Raw genomic sequence first — 14,795 nt, forward strand, 5'->3', positions numbered from 1 at the left:
GGCGGACGGGCCCCGAACCGGACGCCAGAGGTACACTCGGGTAGGATTCCGCCTCCCGAGGGCGCTCCGCCCCGCGGGAGCCCGGAGGCACGCCGATGAGGAGCAGGGAGCTGTGGGAGACCCGGCCGGCGACTCCCGAGGACGTGCTGGAGCTGCTCAGGGACGACCTGCGACACCGCGCCGGGTGGGACCCCGAGGTGGACGGGGGCGCCACCCTCACCTTCGACACCCCCGTCGCCGAGTGGATGGACGCCGGAGACCTCCTCACGAGCTGGAAGGCGCTGGCGCCCGCGCTCAATGACTGGCTCGGCGTCGACTTCGCCCCGGAGGCCTGGCGCGGGCTGCTCTCGCCCCGGAGCCGCCCCCTCGGGCACCTGTGCGCGCACGTCGCCTCGCACCTGCGCATCCCCGTGCTGCCAGCCTTGCGCGTGGCGGGCACCGCCTGCGCGACGGCGGGAGCGTTCCTCACGCTGCGCACGGCGCTGGTCCGCGCCGGGCTGCCCGTTGCCGGAGCCCGTCCCTCGGCCCGCCTGCCGCTCGACACCTGGGCCCAGCTGGACACCTTCACCCGGGCCGTCACCCGCCTGGCTCCCGGCGTGCTGCCCGCCGCGAAGGTCCGCGTCGACCGTACCCGGAGCCGGTGCGGGTGGGCCTTCATGGGAGGACTCGCGCTCACCCTGCTGGGAGGCTCGTCCCTCGGCGGCGCTCCGGGAGTCCTCGGGGGCCTGCTGCTCGCTGGCGGACTGCTCGGCCTGTGGCTCACCCGGAACGCCCCGCCCGAGGACATCCGCTTCGAGGGGCTCTCCACACTCGGTGACGTGGCGCGCGCCCTGGCCGCTCGGCGTGTCGTAGAGTCCCCGCCGTGCTGACCGTCGACCCGCATCCGTCCCTGGACACCCTGGCCTTCACCACGACGTTTCCGGCCCCGCTGGGTGCGCAGCCCTCGCCGGACTGGCTGGTGGCCCTGCTCAAGCCCGGCGCCTCGGCGCCCCTGTCCAGCGACGACACGGTGCGAGGCACCGTGCGCGACATGCTCCGCCACGGCGGCTACAAGCCCACCGGCCGCGGCAAGCCCGCCTCCGAGTACCTGGTGCGCGCCTCCGGCGACGGCTCGCTCGGCTCCATCAACCTCGCCGTCGACGCGTGCAACGCCGTGTCCCTGCACAGCGGCCTGCCCATCAGCGTGGTGGACCTGGACCGCGCCCGCGCGCCGTTCCGCGTCGGCATCGCCCCCGCCGGCTCGCAATACGTCTTCAACGCCTCCGGGCAGAGCATCGACCTGGAGGGGCTGCTGTGCCTCTTCGACGCGGAGGGGCCCTGCGCCAACGCGGTGAAGGACGCCCAGCGCACCAAGACGAACGCCGACACCCGCCGCACCCTCACCGTGCTGTGGGGCGCGAAGGCGCTGGGGGACCGCACCCCGCGCGCGTTCGCCTGGTACCGGGAGCTGCTGGAGCGCGCGGGCGCCACCGTGGAGCGGCTGCCCTGAGCGCCGTGGATCTGGAGCTGCTGCTCGCGGACGGCGCACGAGCCCTCTCCGCCGCGTGGGGCCGCCCCGTGCTGCTGTCCGAGCCCCAGGTGCTGCGCACCCAGTCCCGCTGCGACGTCGTGCGCGCCCGCGTGCGCGGCGGCGACATGGCCACCGTCGTCCTCAAGCACTTCCGGGACGACCCGGTGCTCGGCCTGGACGAGTGGACCGGCCTGGAGCTGCTCGGCCGCCTCAACCTCACCACCGCCCCGGGCCTCATCGCGGGAGACGTCTCCAGCCGCCTCTTCGCCCTGGAAGACCTGGGCACCGGCCCCAGCCTGGAGGACCTCTTCAACGGCGATGACCCGCGCGCCGCCGCGGGCGGGCTGCTCGCCGTGGCGCGCCTCACCGGGCAGATGCACGCGCGCACCCTGGGCGTGCAGGCCGACTTCGACCTCATCCGCCACACGCTGAGCCCCCGCCCCACGCGCGTGCGCATCGACAACGCGCGCTACCTGCTGGACCACGAGGACCGGCTGCGACGCTGGGTGGCCGCCACCGGCGCCACCGAGGCCCCGGGCACCCACGAGGACCTGGAGTCGCTCGCGCGCACGCTGGCCGACCCCGGCCCCTTCCTCTCTTTCACGCATGGCGACATGGCGCCGGGCAACACGCTGTTCACCCCCGGTGGCCCGCGCCTGCTCGACTTCGAGTACTGCGGCATGCGCCATGCCCTGTACGACACGCTGATGTGGCTGCTGGTGGTGCCGCTGCCCGACGAGCTCATCTCCCGCGCCGAGCTCACCTACCGCATCACCTGCTCCCAGGGCTGCGACGCGGCGCAGGTGGACTCCACCTGGACGCGCGCCCGCGCCACCGTGGTCGCCGCGCGCACCGTGAACCTCTTCCAGTGGATTCCCCTCCGGGCCCTGGAGCAGGACCGCGAGTGGGCCCCCGGCTTCTCCGAGCGCGCCGCCCTCCTGCGCCACCTCTCCCGCTGCCGCGCGGTGCTGGAGCCGATGAACCCCGTGCCCGCCCTGTCCCGCACCCTCGCGTCGCTGGAGGCGCGGCTCACCGAGCGGTGGCACGACACGCCCACGTTCACCTGGCCCGCGTTCCGGTGAAGACCGACACGGGGCTGACCTCTCGTGTGTACCGCGCGACGTCAGGCTGACTCGCGCAGCATTGAAACGAGCGACTTGTAGAGTTCCCGGATCTCAGAGGGGATTCGACCGAGTTCCTGGTCAAGGCGGTCGCTCGCCTTGGGCCCCCTCGTCTTTGCAACCTCAAGGAGCTTTGCCAGTCGCAGATACAGCTGCAGTTGCGCCTTCTGTTCCGCAGCGACTTCGGAGTCCAGCATCTGCTCTAGCCATGCCCTGACGTCGTCCACGGGCAAGAGCAAGAAGAACGGCTTCGGCTTTTTGAGAAACACCGACACGGCTCTGCCGACATCCTGTCCCAACAAGCCAACAACCAGACTCCGTACCGAACTGGAAGCGGCACTCGCCTTGTCGGCACCTACCGCCACTCCGACCATCGCAATCAGCTCGCCAAGTACATCGGCCGGCATCGACGCAAAAACATCACCCTGTTCATCAAGATGCCTGGCCAGCTCGTCTATAAATTCACTTGAACCGATCTTGCCGTTGATGATCTTAATAAGAAAGAGCTCGACAGCAGCACTGGACGACATCTTCTTGAACTCAACTGGCAACCTGCTCGCATCCCTGGAGGCCAGCTCCTCGAGAACCTGCTCCAATTCTTCATGTCGACTCAGTGCCGCGAGTGCCTTCGATAGAAAAAACAATGACTGATGAGTCGCCGCATCATACTGAAGCAATGTCTGGTCGCGGCTCACTCGTAGAAGCGCCCTGCTGGCATCAACCACCTCCTCATTGCGGCCAAGCTCTCCGAGGATCACCATTCGTGTGATGGCAGTTCCAGGAAAGAGTGACCTCAACTTGGGATTCTTTACTTCTGGAAGAGCCAGGATGGCATCTGCCCGAGCCAACGCCTCTTCATGCCTGCCAAGAGTCCGCAAGCACTCGACCCCCCAGAAGCAGGCGTAGGCCGCCATGGCACGAACAATGTCATACTGGCTGCTCTCAAAACGAGTCGTAATCCACTGGAAGACTTCCGGCTTGTCAAACCCACTCTCCTTCGAGAGGGCAACAGCGCGAAGCACGAGAAAACGGGCAGACTCGAGCGCGGTGTGCATAGAGAGAGGCTCATGAGCTGCGAGTGCGCGCTCCATTGCCTCACGTCCCTCGTCCCCCTGGCCGGAGAACATCAGATTGATGGCCTCGGAGAGGGCCTGCTCCAGCCCCTGATCCAGAAGCCGAGGCGACACCTGCGAAGTGTCTCGCTCCATTGCCTGCCGGCATTCATCCCAGATGCGTTGCCGTTCGAGCCGCCCCTGCTCCGAGGTCGCCAGGTTGAAGGCCGCCTGCACCTGCAGGAATGCGAGGCGTGCGGCGCGCCCAGCCCTGGGACCCTCGTGGTCGAGACGCTGCCGCATGGTCTCGAACACGTTCCCCAGTTCCCCGGGCTCGTACCAGTAGGCCAGGAACCGCACGAGAGGCTCCAGCAGGAACCGCCCCTTGCGGTACTGGTACCAGATACGAAACAGCCCCTCGCTGAGGCCATAGAGCGTTCCCTTCCCGCCCGAGCCTTCCACTGCCTCGACATGCCCCTCCTGCACCAGCCTGGCCATCAGCGTGGACAGGGACTTCTCCGGCAGCCGGCTCTTGTCCGCAACCTCCTTCAGGGTGAGGTTCGAGTCCGCCAGCGCCAGCGTCGTGACGATGGCGCGCTCGCGCGCGGCAAGCCGTGACAGACGGGCCTCGAAGTACGCCGTCTGCGCATCCAGGAAGGCACGCAGGTCCTCGACCAGCGTCTGGATGCCCTCCTTGTCCCGGAGGATTTCGAAGGCCATGACCACGGAGCGCGGCAGTCCCCCCGTCAGCTGGTGGATGATGCGCTGCTTCAGCACGGCATCCGGCCCCGACCCGAGCATCTCCTTCCGTCCCGTCAGCTGCGCGAGCTTGGAGAAGAGTGCACCGACCTCCTCCACCTTGAGCTGGCTCAGCCTGCGCTCCTTGAGCTGTGCGAAGAGCGGCGCCTTGGGATTGCTCAGCTCCTGGAGGTAGCGGGTGGGCGTGGTGCTGATGAAGAGGACGCTCGGATTGTCGAGCAGCAGCGAGCGCAGCTGCCGCGTCTGGGCCGTGCGCTGCTTGGGCGCGAAGCTCTCGAAGAGCGCGTCGAGGTTCTCCATCAACACGAGCAGGATGCGCTTCTGCCGCGCTGCCTCCTCCGTCAGGCGCGCCGCCATGTCCTCGAAGAGTGCATCCTCGTCACCGGAGCCCTCCAGCGTGAGGAGCTCCTCCCCGAGCTTCGCGCCAGGTACCGCTTCCACCAGGCGCTCCGCGATGCGCATCAGGAGCGTCGCGGGCGAGTAGACCTCGTAGACGTCCGCCTCCCCCAGCCACAAGGGGAGGTAGACCTTCGACAGCTCGGGGTCCGTGCTGACGCGATGGTGGATGATGCCCGTCAGGTGCGTCTTGCCGATTCCTCGCGGACCGCGGAGCAGCCAATGCTGCCGCGTCGAGGCGTCCGCCTGCTCGCGGAGACTGTCGAGGATTTCCTTCACCAGCAACTCACGCCCCGTCAGCATGGCCTCGAGCTGCTCGGGCGGGGTGTCTCTCGGGTTGTAGAGGGAGACCTTCTCGCTCATGGGTGCATGTCTCCACGAGCACGCCAGTAACGCTGGAAGAGGCGCGAGGCCAGCTCCACGCGCTCTCCTTGCACGCTCAGGGGAAAGTACTCGACCAGCCAGTTGAAGTGCTCGGCCTGCTTCGTCGGGTCAGCGTGCAGAAGGGCCTTCATGTCGGAGACGTCGAGTGGCCGACTGGACGACGCAAGCCGATCCAGCGCCAGCTCGAAGCCTTCCGCGGTGCGCGGGTCCCGCTGAGCGGCTTGCTTGAGCTGCTCGTCCAGTTCCGCGAAAGCATCCGTGCTGGCGAGATAGTCGACCAGTTCCCGCTCCAGCGCCGCTGGCGAGAGCGCCCCGGCTCGCGCGGCCGAAGCGAGGTGGGACAGGAAGCGCAGCGCGGGATAGGGCATCGCCAGGTCCACGTTGTCGGCCATCCACTCCAAGTCCCCTTGCTCGAGGACCAACCCGGTTCCGAGCAGCACCCGCCGCAGGTTGAGGGCAAGCCGGGGCCTGGCGAGGGGAGGCAGAGGGAAGCGGTGCAGCGCCCCGAACATGCCGGGCAGTTGGAGGTGGAGTTGCTCGCGCGCGAACCTCTCCAGGTCCAGCGAGCCTGCCACCACGAGCCGTGCACCGGCCTTCCGCAGTGCCCAGTCGAGCGCCTCCAGCAACGCGCGACCGTCCTCGGCCCCGAGGTGTTCGAGGTACCACGCCAGCTCATCCAGGATGAGAACGAGCGGCACGGACCCGCGCGACAACTCCTGGAGGGCCGCTGTCAGCACCTCTCGCCAGCCCTGGTTTCGGACCTGCTTGAGTGCTTCGATGAAGCGTCGACCCGAGGCCCGAGCCTCCAGCTCGGCGGCGAACGCGTCCACGTTGCGATACTTCTCGACATCGAGCCGCAGCGGGCGGAATCGCGGGATGAGCAACTCCTCGAGCCGGCACAGGAGCGACGTCTTGCCGGATCTTCGCGGCGCGACGAGCAGGACGTTCCGTCCCTCTTCGATGAGCCGCTGCAGCGTCATCAGCTCGTCTTCCCGATCCAGGAAGTCGATTCCCCTGGCCACGCTGCCTTCCGCTCGGGTCGCGCTGGGGAAGCGCACCCGCTCCGCCTTCCGCAGTTGGGCGATGGCTGGCGCGAGCAGGGTCCGTAGCTCCGCCTGCGACAAGCCGTGCAGCTCGGCGACCTCGAAGCGCGTCAGTCCGGCCGCATCGAGGCGGGAGTCCACCGACTCCAGCTCGAGCTGATTCGCCACGATGTGCCACTGGAAGCAGTCATCGCCTTCAATCAGTCCGGAACAAGCGCTCTCGATGTCGCGCATGGGCGCGATATCCGCGGCTCCCTCCACGAGGAAGAGGACGCTGGCGTTGCGCCGTGGGTTCTCCCGCTCGAAGAACGCCAGCAGCGTGCCGGTCCTGAGCGATTCATTGCGAGGTCGCATGGTGGATTCATCTCCCGGCGTTCACGGAATCACGCCATCGCGAGCCTCAGGAGGGGCGCTCGCCTGCTTGAGCTGGTCGAAGAGGTAGTCAGCCAGGTAGAGCTGCTCGCTGAGGCTGTAGCTGAGCTGCTCATGTCTTTCGTCTACGCGAAGACCTGCCCGCCTCCGTTCGTAGATGAGAACGTGGTCCTTCTTGTCCCATGCCTCCTGGAGCACGGTGAGGATCTGCACCTCCACCCGGCAGCCACGATGGGCGAACGCCTTCGGGGTGAACTGCGCCTTGCGACACCGCTCTCCGCTCTTGCGGCTCCTGGGTTCGATGGAGATCAGATCCTCGAATCGATTGCCCTGAAGACTGAACTCGCGCCACAACAGCTGCTGCGGCGGCGAGAGCGCCTCCCGCTTCGTGGCGTCATATGGCGCTTCCAGGTGCCCACAGATCAGCTCTACATCCGACAAGAAGTTGGTGACGATGCGGAAGCGGCCCAGGTCACTCAGCTCGTCCAGGTTGCTGAAGCTGATGGGCGGCGGGTGGCGGGTATCCACCCACCGCCGAGCCATCTTCTCCAGGATGCTGTCCGGGGTCTTGAGGACGTGCCGGTCATCGAGCCTGTAGAAGAGCCGCCCTTGCTCATGAGGCGGGAGCTGCTGCTGGAGGTTCGCCAGGATGGGATCCATCCGGGCGATCAGCGCCGTGGCGACGGCTCGGTAGATGACCGTCTCCTGTGTCAGCCATCGCCGCACATGTGCGAGCTGTGCCTCCCAGGCCGCCGGCTTGGGTCCATCCCAGGGAAAATGATGGGTTACCAACCCCTGGACCTTCTCCAACACCGGCGCCAGGAACATGCCTGCCTCCACAACCATCCTGTTGCCCAACAAGGTAGTTGCCCAACAAGATAGTTGTCAACGCCCTTCAGAAGTGGGCGAGGCGGGCCTCGTGCAAAGGCCGCGCTCGCACCAAGCACCTATGGTGTCCTCAGAGCCCTCATGCGCATGACGTCCGCGGCCCGGTAACCCATGTCCCAGGACTCGGACGCGCGCTGCGCCTCACACCCGGAGGTCCTGGCCACCGCCATCTGCCGCCGATGCGGCAGCTTCCTGTGCGCATCGTGCGCGCGGCCTTTCGAGCAGGACGTGTTGTGTGAAGCCTGTCTCGGTCGCCAGTTCCGGGCGCCCGAGGTGTCCTGGCGGGCCTGGCTGGCCTTCTCGCTGGGCATCGCGGGGGTGGTGTTTGGACTGGTACCCGGCCTGCTCGGCTGGTGGGTCGCGGAGTGGGAGGCGCGGCGCATCGACCGGGGCGAGTCACCTCCGGGTGGGCGCACGTTCGTTGACGCGGCTCGCAAGGCGGGCTGGCTCTGCGCCGCCGGGCTGGGCGTGACGTGCGTGGCGCTGTTGTATTGGTTTTCCACCCACTGAGCTGCGAGTGGGGGCGCGCTCCGGCCGCGACTGCAGCATCCGACGACTCCATGCCCTTCGCCATACGAAGCCCGCAGGGGAGGTCATGCTCCAGGCGGAAGGAACGTTCCTTCCTGGCTCGGGGACAGACTCCTTTCTGTCATGCCGGAGGAACATTGCGGGCTGGACAGTGCGGCCCGCCGCACGGGTTGAGGGCCCGGCTCATGCCGCGAAGTACACTGCGACGCATGAGTGATGCCTCGACACTGCTGGCCGCACTTCCGGATGTGCCGGAGCTCGTCTGGGCACGCGGCGCGCTGCTGAGCGGGTCCGGAAGCGTCGAATGGACCGACGGCCGCTCTGCCCTGCTGTACGAAAACCTGGAGGCCTGCGTGGTGGGCCGGCCGCCACGAGCGCGGCTCCTCGCGTACCTGGAGCGACTCCCCCAGGGAACCGAGGTCGTGATGGGCCTCGAGGATGCGCGGGCGCTCGGACCGCTTCCCGGCTGGCGCGAGGAGGTCGCGGTGGTTCATGTCCAGCAGGGGCCTCCACCAGCGCCTCCGGTGATTCGCGGCGAGGTGAGAATCCTCGAAGCGGACGCACCGCTGGACCTGCGACACCTGCCGGTGGACTTCGTCAGTGAGCTCACCCGGGCCCGCGTGTCCTCACCGCTCGCGGTGGCCTTCACCGAGGGCCTTGCAGTCGCCTTCAGCTACTCCGGCAGCGAGACGGAGACGTGGTGGGACGTGTCCATCGACACGCACGAGCCCTTCAGGCGGCAGGGGTACGCGGCCGCCACGGCGCATGCCCTCATCGAGCACATGCGCACGAGGAGCAAGCGCGCCGTGTGGGCCGCACTCGAATCCAACATCGCCTCACTCGAGCTCGCGGCCCGGCTCGGCTTCACACCCGTGGCCCGCGTGGCGTCCATCTCGCGGGCGGAGGACTCGCGCTGATACGACCTGGTCGCGGCCTGAGGGTCACCGTAGAGCTTCGAGGTGAAGTTCTCCTCGAAAGCGCATGAAGTGACCGAGCAGTACCAGTCCACCCGGGGCAATCCTGTCAGGAAGCCTCACTGCCCAGGCCGGAAACCCGGGCCGCTGCGCGACTCCCCTGAACGAACCGGGCTCGGTGGCCTGGCATCTGGCGACTCGCAAGCCGCCCCGCTCACCGGAGGCTGGCGGCCAGCGCCTTCAGCCACACCACCACCGCCACGGCACCGGCGTCGGGCACACCGACGGCGCGCGCGCCCAGGTAGCTGGCCCGCCCCAGGCGCGGCTGCATGTGCGTGGTGGCCTCGGCGCCCCGCTCACCCTCACGGACGGCGGCGGCCCAGGCGTCCGCGGGGGGCTTCCCGGCCTCCAACTCGCGAGCAAACGTGTCCGCCGCCGGCCTCAGCGCATCGAGCATGGTCCGGTCTCCAGGACGCGCGCCCCCGAGCTCCGATACCGCATCGACACCCGCGCTGAAGGCCCCCGCCCACACGGACGCGGCCGGCATCCCCTCCACCTCCGCCAGCCGCCGGGCCGCGCGCAGCAGCGCCGTCGCGTAGAACGGACCCGAGCTGCCGCCAATCGCCTTGCGCAACGCATTGCCAATCGCGGTCAGCGCCCGCGAGGGCGTCGCCCACGACGACTCGGGCAGCGCGCGAACCGCGGCGGCGCCTCGCGCGAGGCTGAGTCCCAGGTCCCCATCCCCCGCCGCGCTGTCCAGCGTCGTCAGCCGCGCCTCCTCCGCGTCGAAGGCGTCCGCCACCGCGAGGGCCGCCCGGCGGACACGCTCCATTCCGGGCAGCTGCTCCCCTTCGGCCAGCGGCGCCCGCGGCGTGTCCGGCAGGTGCCGCGGCGTCCGCTCCGGCGCCACCCGCCCCGCCCCAGGCCAGGCCGGCGCAGTGGTCGCCAGGTCGAGCCTCGCCAGCCGCGCGTCATCCACCTTCAGCAGCGAGAGCGAGCAGCCCGGCATCTCCAGCGCCGACAGCAGCGTCCCACTCCAGGCCCGCTCCACCCGCACGCCGCCCTGGCGCAGCACCGCGAGCGCCCGGCGCGCGACAATCGCCAGCTCCATCGGCGGAGTGCCACCCAGGCCGTTGACCAGCAGCGCCACCCGGTCCCCCGCGCCGATGCTCCGGTCCTCCAGGATGGTGGTCAGCAGCGTGTCCACCAGCGCATCCGCGCTCCGCAGCGGCACGCGCCGCACGCCCTGCTCTCCGTGGATGCCCAGCCCCAGCTCGATTTCATCCTCGCCCAGCGTGAAGCCCGGACGGCCCGCCGCCGGCACCGTGCAGGGGCCGAGCGCCACGCCCATGGTGCCCAGCTCCGACGCGGCCGCCGCCGCCTCGCGCGCCACCTCCGCCAGCGAGGCCCCCGACGCCGCCACGGCTCCCGCAACCTTGTGCACCAGCACCGTCCCAGCGATGCCCCGGCGCCGCGCGGGCTCCACCGTGTCGTGCAGGGCCACGTCGTCGGCCACCACCACGACCTCCACCGGAATGCCCTCCGCGCGCGCCAGCTCCGCGGCGAGCCCGAAGTTCAGCCGGTCTCCCGTGTAGTTCTTCACCACCAGGAGCGCCCCCGCCGGGCCCGACACCGCGCGGATGGCGGTCAGCACCGCGTCCGCGCTGGGCGAGGTGAACACGTCCCCCGCCACCGCCGCGCTCAGCATGCCCTCGCCCACGTAGCCCGCGTGCGCCGGCTCGTGCCCGCTGCCGCCTCCGGAGATGACCGCCACCTTCCGCTGGTGGAGGTCCGCCGGCGTGTCCGCGCGAACCACCACCGTCTCCTCCTCCAGCAGCGCCTGCCCCGGAGCGAGCGCGACCAGCCCTTCCAGCATCTCCCTCACCACGGCCCTGGGCGCATTGACGAGCTTCTTCACCGGGTCTTCTCCTCTGACATTGATTGATGGAAACCCAATCATTCCCAGACAGGGTCCATGGCCCTTCCAGTCTACATGGCCCAGGCTGGCCGGGCGGGGAAGTCGCTCCCGCACTCACGCAACGACAAGAGGGGGCTTCACGATGCGCAGACTGTCCGTGGTGGCGGTGTTCGCGGCCGTGGCGATGGCCGTGGCCGGTTGTGGCACCGTCGACGAGCATCAATTCGCGCGGGACGAGGGCTCGACCGACGTCGTGGAGATGAAGGCCTCGGGTGCCGAGCAGGACTTCACGTGGGATGCGGCGGCGTCCTCCGCTTCGGAGCAGGGCACCGACGCCAGCCTCGAGCAGCAGGCGGACTCCTGTTCGGGCTCGTGCAACGCCAGCTTCTGCAGCTGCTATGGCACCTACGAGTGCTGCCGGCAGGGCTGCAACTTCTGCTGGGAACACCTGCCGCAGACCTGACCCGCGCCAGGCGGCTCGATTGCGAGCGGGGCTCACACCGACGCCGCCAGCCCCACCGCTGGCGGCGGCTCCCAGGCAGAGCCTTTCGATGATCCGGATGCCCGCGTCGAACAGCGTCCGGTGAACACCCCTGCCTCCCATCCCCGGGCCCGGGTGGTAGGGTGCGCGCCCATGGCCAAGTCCCCCTGCCCCGTGTCGAAGTCGCAGTTCGTCGAGAAGGCCGAGCCCCTGAAGGTCGTCATCAACGGCCAGGAGCACCTCGCCGAGGTGAAGGCGTTCTCCACCGGCTCGTTTGGCTGGTACATCAACGGGAAGACCACCGTCACCGTCGACGGCAAGCCCCTGTCCGTGCAGATTGGGATGAACCTCACCGTCGTCGGCTCGAAGGAAGCCGACCGGGGGACCCCGCCGCCCGAGCCTTCGGCGACGTAACACCCGCAGTGCTTCGAGCCGCGCTGCCCTGGCGGCACTTGTAGGATGGGGCCGGTCCGTCCTCCTTCTCCCGGAAGTCACCATGTCCCTGCTGGAGCGCCTGCGGTCCCTGTTCTCCGACACCTCGGCCCCGTCGCGCCCCGCCGCCGGTGACGCGACAGGGCCCCAGCCCGGCCCGGCCACCGGAGCCACGACCACCGGAGCCACGGCCGCCGGAGCCGAGGCCACCGGAGCCGAGGGCTCGGAGCCCCCACCGCCCGTCGTCACCCGCTTCCTCCAGGCGGGCGAGGTCGTCGTGCGCGAGGGCGACCCGGGCACCTCCATGTTCGTCGTCCTGGAGGGGCGCGTGGCCGTGGCCCGCGAGTCCAAGGACGGTGGCCAGGTGGAGGTGGGGCAGCTGGGCTCGGGCGAGTTCTTCGGCGAGCTGGCGCTGCTCACCGGCGCGCCGCGCACCGCGAGCGTGGTGGCGGTGGAGGACGCCGTCGTCCTCGAGCTGTCCCAGGCCGGCGGGCGCGAGGCGTGGACGGGCTACGGCGTGGAGGGCGAGAAGCTGGAGCGCGCGGCCCGGGAGCGGCTGCTCGCGGACGCCCTGCGCAGCAACCCGCTGCTGTCCTCGCTGTCCCCGGAGCTGCGCGAGGAGCTGGGCGCCGCCTTCGTCCCCTGCACCGTGAAGGCGGGCGAGACGCTGCTCACGCGGGGCAAGCCGGGTGACGCCCTGTACGTGCTGCTGCGCGGAGAGTGCGAGGTGTTCCACACGCACGAGGACGGCCGCCAGTCCACCCTGACCACCCTGGGCGAGGGCGCCCTGTTCGGCGAAATCTCCCTGCTGCGCAGCCGGCTGGCCACCGCCACCGTGCGCACCACCACCCCCTGCACCCTGCTGAAGCTGGAGCGCGAGGTCTTCGAGAAGTCCTTCCTCAGCCAGCCCAACCTCCGCGGCGCGCTGGTGCGCCTGGGCCTGGAGCGGCTGAAGAAGACCATCCAGGTGATGGCCGAGCCCTCCCCGCCCGGCAAGGACGGCAAGGACTCCTGAGGACGAACAGGGGCCCCCGAGCCGGGGCCGGACGTTGGCCGGCGCTTTGCTATGTGCCCGGCCGGGCAACATGGGTGGCGAGGTGGGCGATGGCGGAGCAGCAGGAAGCACGCAGCGAGCTGGTGGCGAAGGCGGTAACGGTGTTCCCGAATGACACGGTGGTGCGGGCGCTCACGCTGATGAAGCGCTACGGGCTGAGCCGGCTGCCGGTGGTGGACGACACGCACGGGGAGCTGCTCGGCAGCGTGACGTCCGACGACCTGCGCAAGGTGTGGGAGCACTCCCCGCTGGCCTGTATGTCGGAAATTCTTTCCCTGAAATCGTTGCAGGGCGGTAACGGCGGGGACGACGACGAGGGCTCCAGCTGGCGGCCCCGGGTGACGCTCATCTCCCCGCTCATCAGCGTGTACCAGACCAGCAAGCGCTGGGTGCAGTAGTCACCGGAGGCGCTTGAGCCTGGCGCCGACCTCGACGATGGCGTGGAGGGCCGGGACGAGCTCCCGGCCCACTTCCGTCAGGGAGTACTCCACGGAGGGGGGCGAGGTCGGCGCGGCGCGGCGGTGGACGACCCCCCGCGCCTCCAGCGCCTTCAGGCGGGCGCTGAGCACCCGGGCGGAGATGCGCGGCAGGTCCGCCCGCAGCTCGCCGAAGCGCCGGGGGCCGCCGCCCAGGTGCCAGATGACGTTGGGCGTCCACGCTCCGGCGATGAGCGACATGCACTCGGTCAGCGCACAGGGCGGGGGCAGCGGGGAAGCAGGACTCTTGCGCATCCGCAGCGACATGGGCGACCTCCGGTAACCGGGCGGTTACCACGAAAGTGGATGAGCCCGGCTGAAGGCAGCGGCGGCGCAAACCAGCGGCTCTTATCCTTGCCTCCATGCACGACACAGGCAGAGGACAGAGCGACACGGAGGCCGTGCGCCGGCTGGGCATCCAGTACCCCATCGTCCAGGGACCGTTCGGCGGTGGACTGTCCACCGCGCGGCTGGCGGCGACCGTGTCCAACCTGGGCGGGCTCGGCTCGTTCGGCGCGCACAACCTGGCGCCCGAGGACATCGGCCGCGTGGCGAAGGACGTCCGCGCGCTGACGTCCCGGCCGTTCGCCCTGAACCTGTGGGTGTCGGACCATGACCCCGGCGGGCTGAGCCTGGGAGCGGAGGAGTTCGAGCGCGTGTGGGCGCTGTTCGAGCCGTACTTCCGCGAGCTCGGGGTGGAGAAGCCTGAACGGCCGCAAGATTTCCACCATGACTTCGCCACGCAGGTGGAGGCGCTGCTGGAAGCGCGGCCGCCGGTGTTCAGCTTCGTCTTCGGCGTGCCCCCGGCGGCCATCCTCGCGGAGTGCCGCAGGCGCGGCATCGTCACCGTCGGCGCGGCCACCACCATCGCCGAGGCGCAGGCGCTGGACGCGGCGGGCGTGGACCTCATCGTCGCCACGGGGTTCGAGGCGGGGGGGCACCGGCCGTCGTTCCTCGCGCGGGCGGAGGACTCGCTGATGGGGACGTTCGCCCTCACGCAGCTCGTCTCCCGGCGGGTGAAGGCGCCGGTCATCGCCGCCGGCGGCATCGCGGATGCGCGGGGCATCCGCGCGGCGCTCACGCTGGGCGCGCAGGCGGCGCAGCTGGGCACGGCGTTCCTGGCGTGCGAGGAGTCCGGCACCACGCCCGAGCACCGCGCCGTGCTCTTCAGCGAGGAGGCGCAGCACACCACGCTGACGCGCGCCTTCTCCGGGCGGCTGGCGCGCGGCGTGCGCAACCGCTGGAGCGAGGCCATGGCCCCGCGTGCCGCACAGCTGCCGCCCTTCCCCATCCAGGGCTGGTTCCTGTCGAAGCTGAGGCCCGCCGCCGTCAGGGCGGGACGCACGGACCTGGTGTCCCTGTGGAGCGGGCAGATTGCCCCCAACCTGCGTCACCGCACCGCGCCGGAGCTGATGGAGTCGCTGGTGCGCGAGCTGGCGGACGCGCCGGGCTCCAGCCAGCGATGAG

15 protein-coding genes are annotated in these 14,795 nt (G+C 69.8%); 10 read left to right on the top strand and 5 right to left on the bottom strand.

Going from position 1 to position 14,795, the window contains the following annotated elements; all coding sequences use genetic code 11:
• The first annotated feature begins 95 nt into the window (after positions 1 to 95).
• The 3 genes from LXT23_RS02585 to LXT23_RS02595 are packed head-to-tail and all read left to right on the top strand — an operon-like array spanning position 96 to position 2,592.
• A complete protein-coding gene (locus LXT23_RS02585) occupies positions 96 to 869 on the top strand; it encodes a hypothetical protein (RefSeq protein WP_253978450.1) in 774 nt (257 codons plus the stop codon).
• Positions 863 to 1,489 (top strand): phenylalanine--tRNA ligase beta subunit-related protein, encoded by a 627-nt coding sequence (locus tag LXT23_RS02590; protein WP_253978451.1) that lies wholly within the window; start codon positions 863 to 865, stop codon positions 1,487 to 1,489. The genes LXT23_RS02585 and LXT23_RS02590 overlap by 7 nt, the downstream gene beginning before the upstream one ends.
• Before the next feature lie 5 nt (positions 1,490 to 1,494).
• Complete coding sequence (locus LXT23_RS02595; protein WP_253978452.1) at positions 1,495 to 2,592, top strand: phosphotransferase family protein; 1,098 nt, start codon at positions 1,495 to 1,497, stop codon at positions 2,590 to 2,592.
• Positions 2,593 to 2,633: 41 nt separating this feature from the next.
• On the opposite strand, the gene LXT23_RS02600 is transcribed toward LXT23_RS02595, so the two are convergent.
• From LXT23_RS02600 to LXT23_RS02610, 3 genes are read right to left on the bottom strand one after another with little or no spacing between them, the layout of a single operon-like run.
• Complete coding sequence (locus tag LXT23_RS02600; protein WP_253978453.1) at positions 2,634 to 5,201, bottom strand: ATP-binding protein; 2,568 nt, start codon at positions 5,199 to 5,201, stop codon at positions 2,634 to 2,636.
• Positions 5,198 to 6,619, bottom strand: a complete 1,422-nt coding sequence (locus LXT23_RS02605) for an ATP-binding protein (RefSeq protein ID WP_253978454.1) — start codon at positions 6,617 to 6,619, stop codon at positions 5,198 to 5,200. Before LXT23_RS02605 ends, LXT23_RS02600 begins: the two co-directional genes overlap by 4 nt.
• 21 nt (positions 6,620 to 6,640) lie before the next feature.
• A complete protein-coding gene (locus LXT23_RS02610) occupies positions 6,641 to 7,465 on the bottom strand; it encodes a RelA/SpoT domain-containing protein (RefSeq protein ID WP_253978455.1) in 825 nt (274 codons plus the stop codon).
• Between the two features lie 171 nt (positions 7,466 to 7,636).
• Between LXT23_RS02610 and LXT23_RS02615 the strand changes: the two genes are divergently transcribed.
• Positions 7,637 to 8,035 carry a hypothetical protein gene (locus LXT23_RS02615; RefSeq protein WP_253978456.1) on the top strand — a complete coding sequence of 133 codons (399 nt, stop codon included), beginning with the start codon at positions 7,637 to 7,639 and terminating at the stop codon, positions 8,033 to 8,035.
• Positions 8,036 to 8,262: 227 nt separating this feature from the next.
• A complete protein-coding gene (locus tag LXT23_RS02620; protein WP_253978457.1) occupies positions 8,263 to 8,970 on the top strand; it encodes a GNAT family N-acetyltransferase in 708 nt (235 codons plus the stop codon).
• 211 nt (positions 8,971 to 9,181) lie between these two features.
• Here the strand turns inward: LXT23_RS02620 and LXT23_RS02625 are convergent, their stop codons facing one another.
• Complete coding sequence (locus LXT23_RS02625; RefSeq protein WP_253978458.1) at positions 9,182 to 10,885, bottom strand: dihydroxyacetone kinase family protein; 1,704 nt, start codon at positions 10,883 to 10,885, stop codon at positions 9,182 to 9,184.
• 142 nt (positions 10,886 to 11,027) lie between these two features.
• Between LXT23_RS02625 and LXT23_RS02630 the strand changes: the two genes are divergently transcribed.
• The 4 genes from LXT23_RS02630 (at position 11,028) to LXT23_RS02645 (ending at position 13,250) form a co-directional block, all read left to right on the top strand.
• Positions 11,028 to 11,348: a hypothetical protein gene (locus tag LXT23_RS02630; protein WP_253978459.1), complete on the top strand. Its 321-nt coding sequence runs from the start codon at positions 11,028 to 11,030 to the stop codon at positions 11,346 to 11,348.
• A gap of 171 nt (positions 11,349 to 11,519) precedes the next feature.
• Positions 11,520 to 11,780 (top strand): hypothetical protein, encoded by a 261-nt coding sequence (locus tag LXT23_RS02635; RefSeq protein WP_253978460.1) that lies wholly within the window; start codon positions 11,520 to 11,522, stop codon positions 11,778 to 11,780.
• 82 nt (positions 11,781 to 11,862) lie between these two features.
• Entirely contained in the window at positions 11,863 to 12,813 is a 951-nt protein-coding gene (locus LXT23_RS02640; RefSeq protein WP_253978461.1) for a cyclic nucleotide-binding domain-containing protein, read from the top strand.
• 89 nt (positions 12,814 to 12,902) lie between these two features.
• Complete coding sequence (locus LXT23_RS02645) at positions 12,903 to 13,250, top strand: CBS domain-containing protein (RefSeq protein WP_253978462.1); 348 nt, start codon at positions 12,903 to 12,905, stop codon at positions 13,248 to 13,250.
• On the opposite strand, the gene LXT23_RS02650 is transcribed toward LXT23_RS02645, so the two are convergent.
• Positions 13,251 to 13,595 carry a winged helix-turn-helix transcriptional regulator gene (locus LXT23_RS02650; protein WP_253978463.1) on the bottom strand — a complete coding sequence of 115 codons (345 nt, stop codon included), beginning with the start codon at positions 13,593 to 13,595 and terminating at the stop codon, positions 13,251 to 13,253. It abuts the gene before it with no gap.
• 95 nt (positions 13,596 to 13,690) lie between these two features.
• Here LXT23_RS02650 and LXT23_RS02655 point away from each other — a divergent pair, with 95 nt between their 5' ends.
• Positions 13,691 to 14,794, top strand: a complete 1,104-nt coding sequence (locus LXT23_RS02655) for an NAD(P)H-dependent flavin oxidoreductase (RefSeq protein ID WP_253978464.1) — start codon at positions 13,691 to 13,693, stop codon at positions 14,792 to 14,794.
• Position 14,795 lies beyond the last annotated feature (1 nt).

It is taken from the genome of Pyxidicoccus xibeiensis (assembly GCF_024198175.1).
Taxonomy (GTDB): domain Bacteria; phylum Myxococcota; class Myxococcia; order Myxococcales; family Myxococcaceae; genus Myxococcus; species Myxococcus xibeiensis.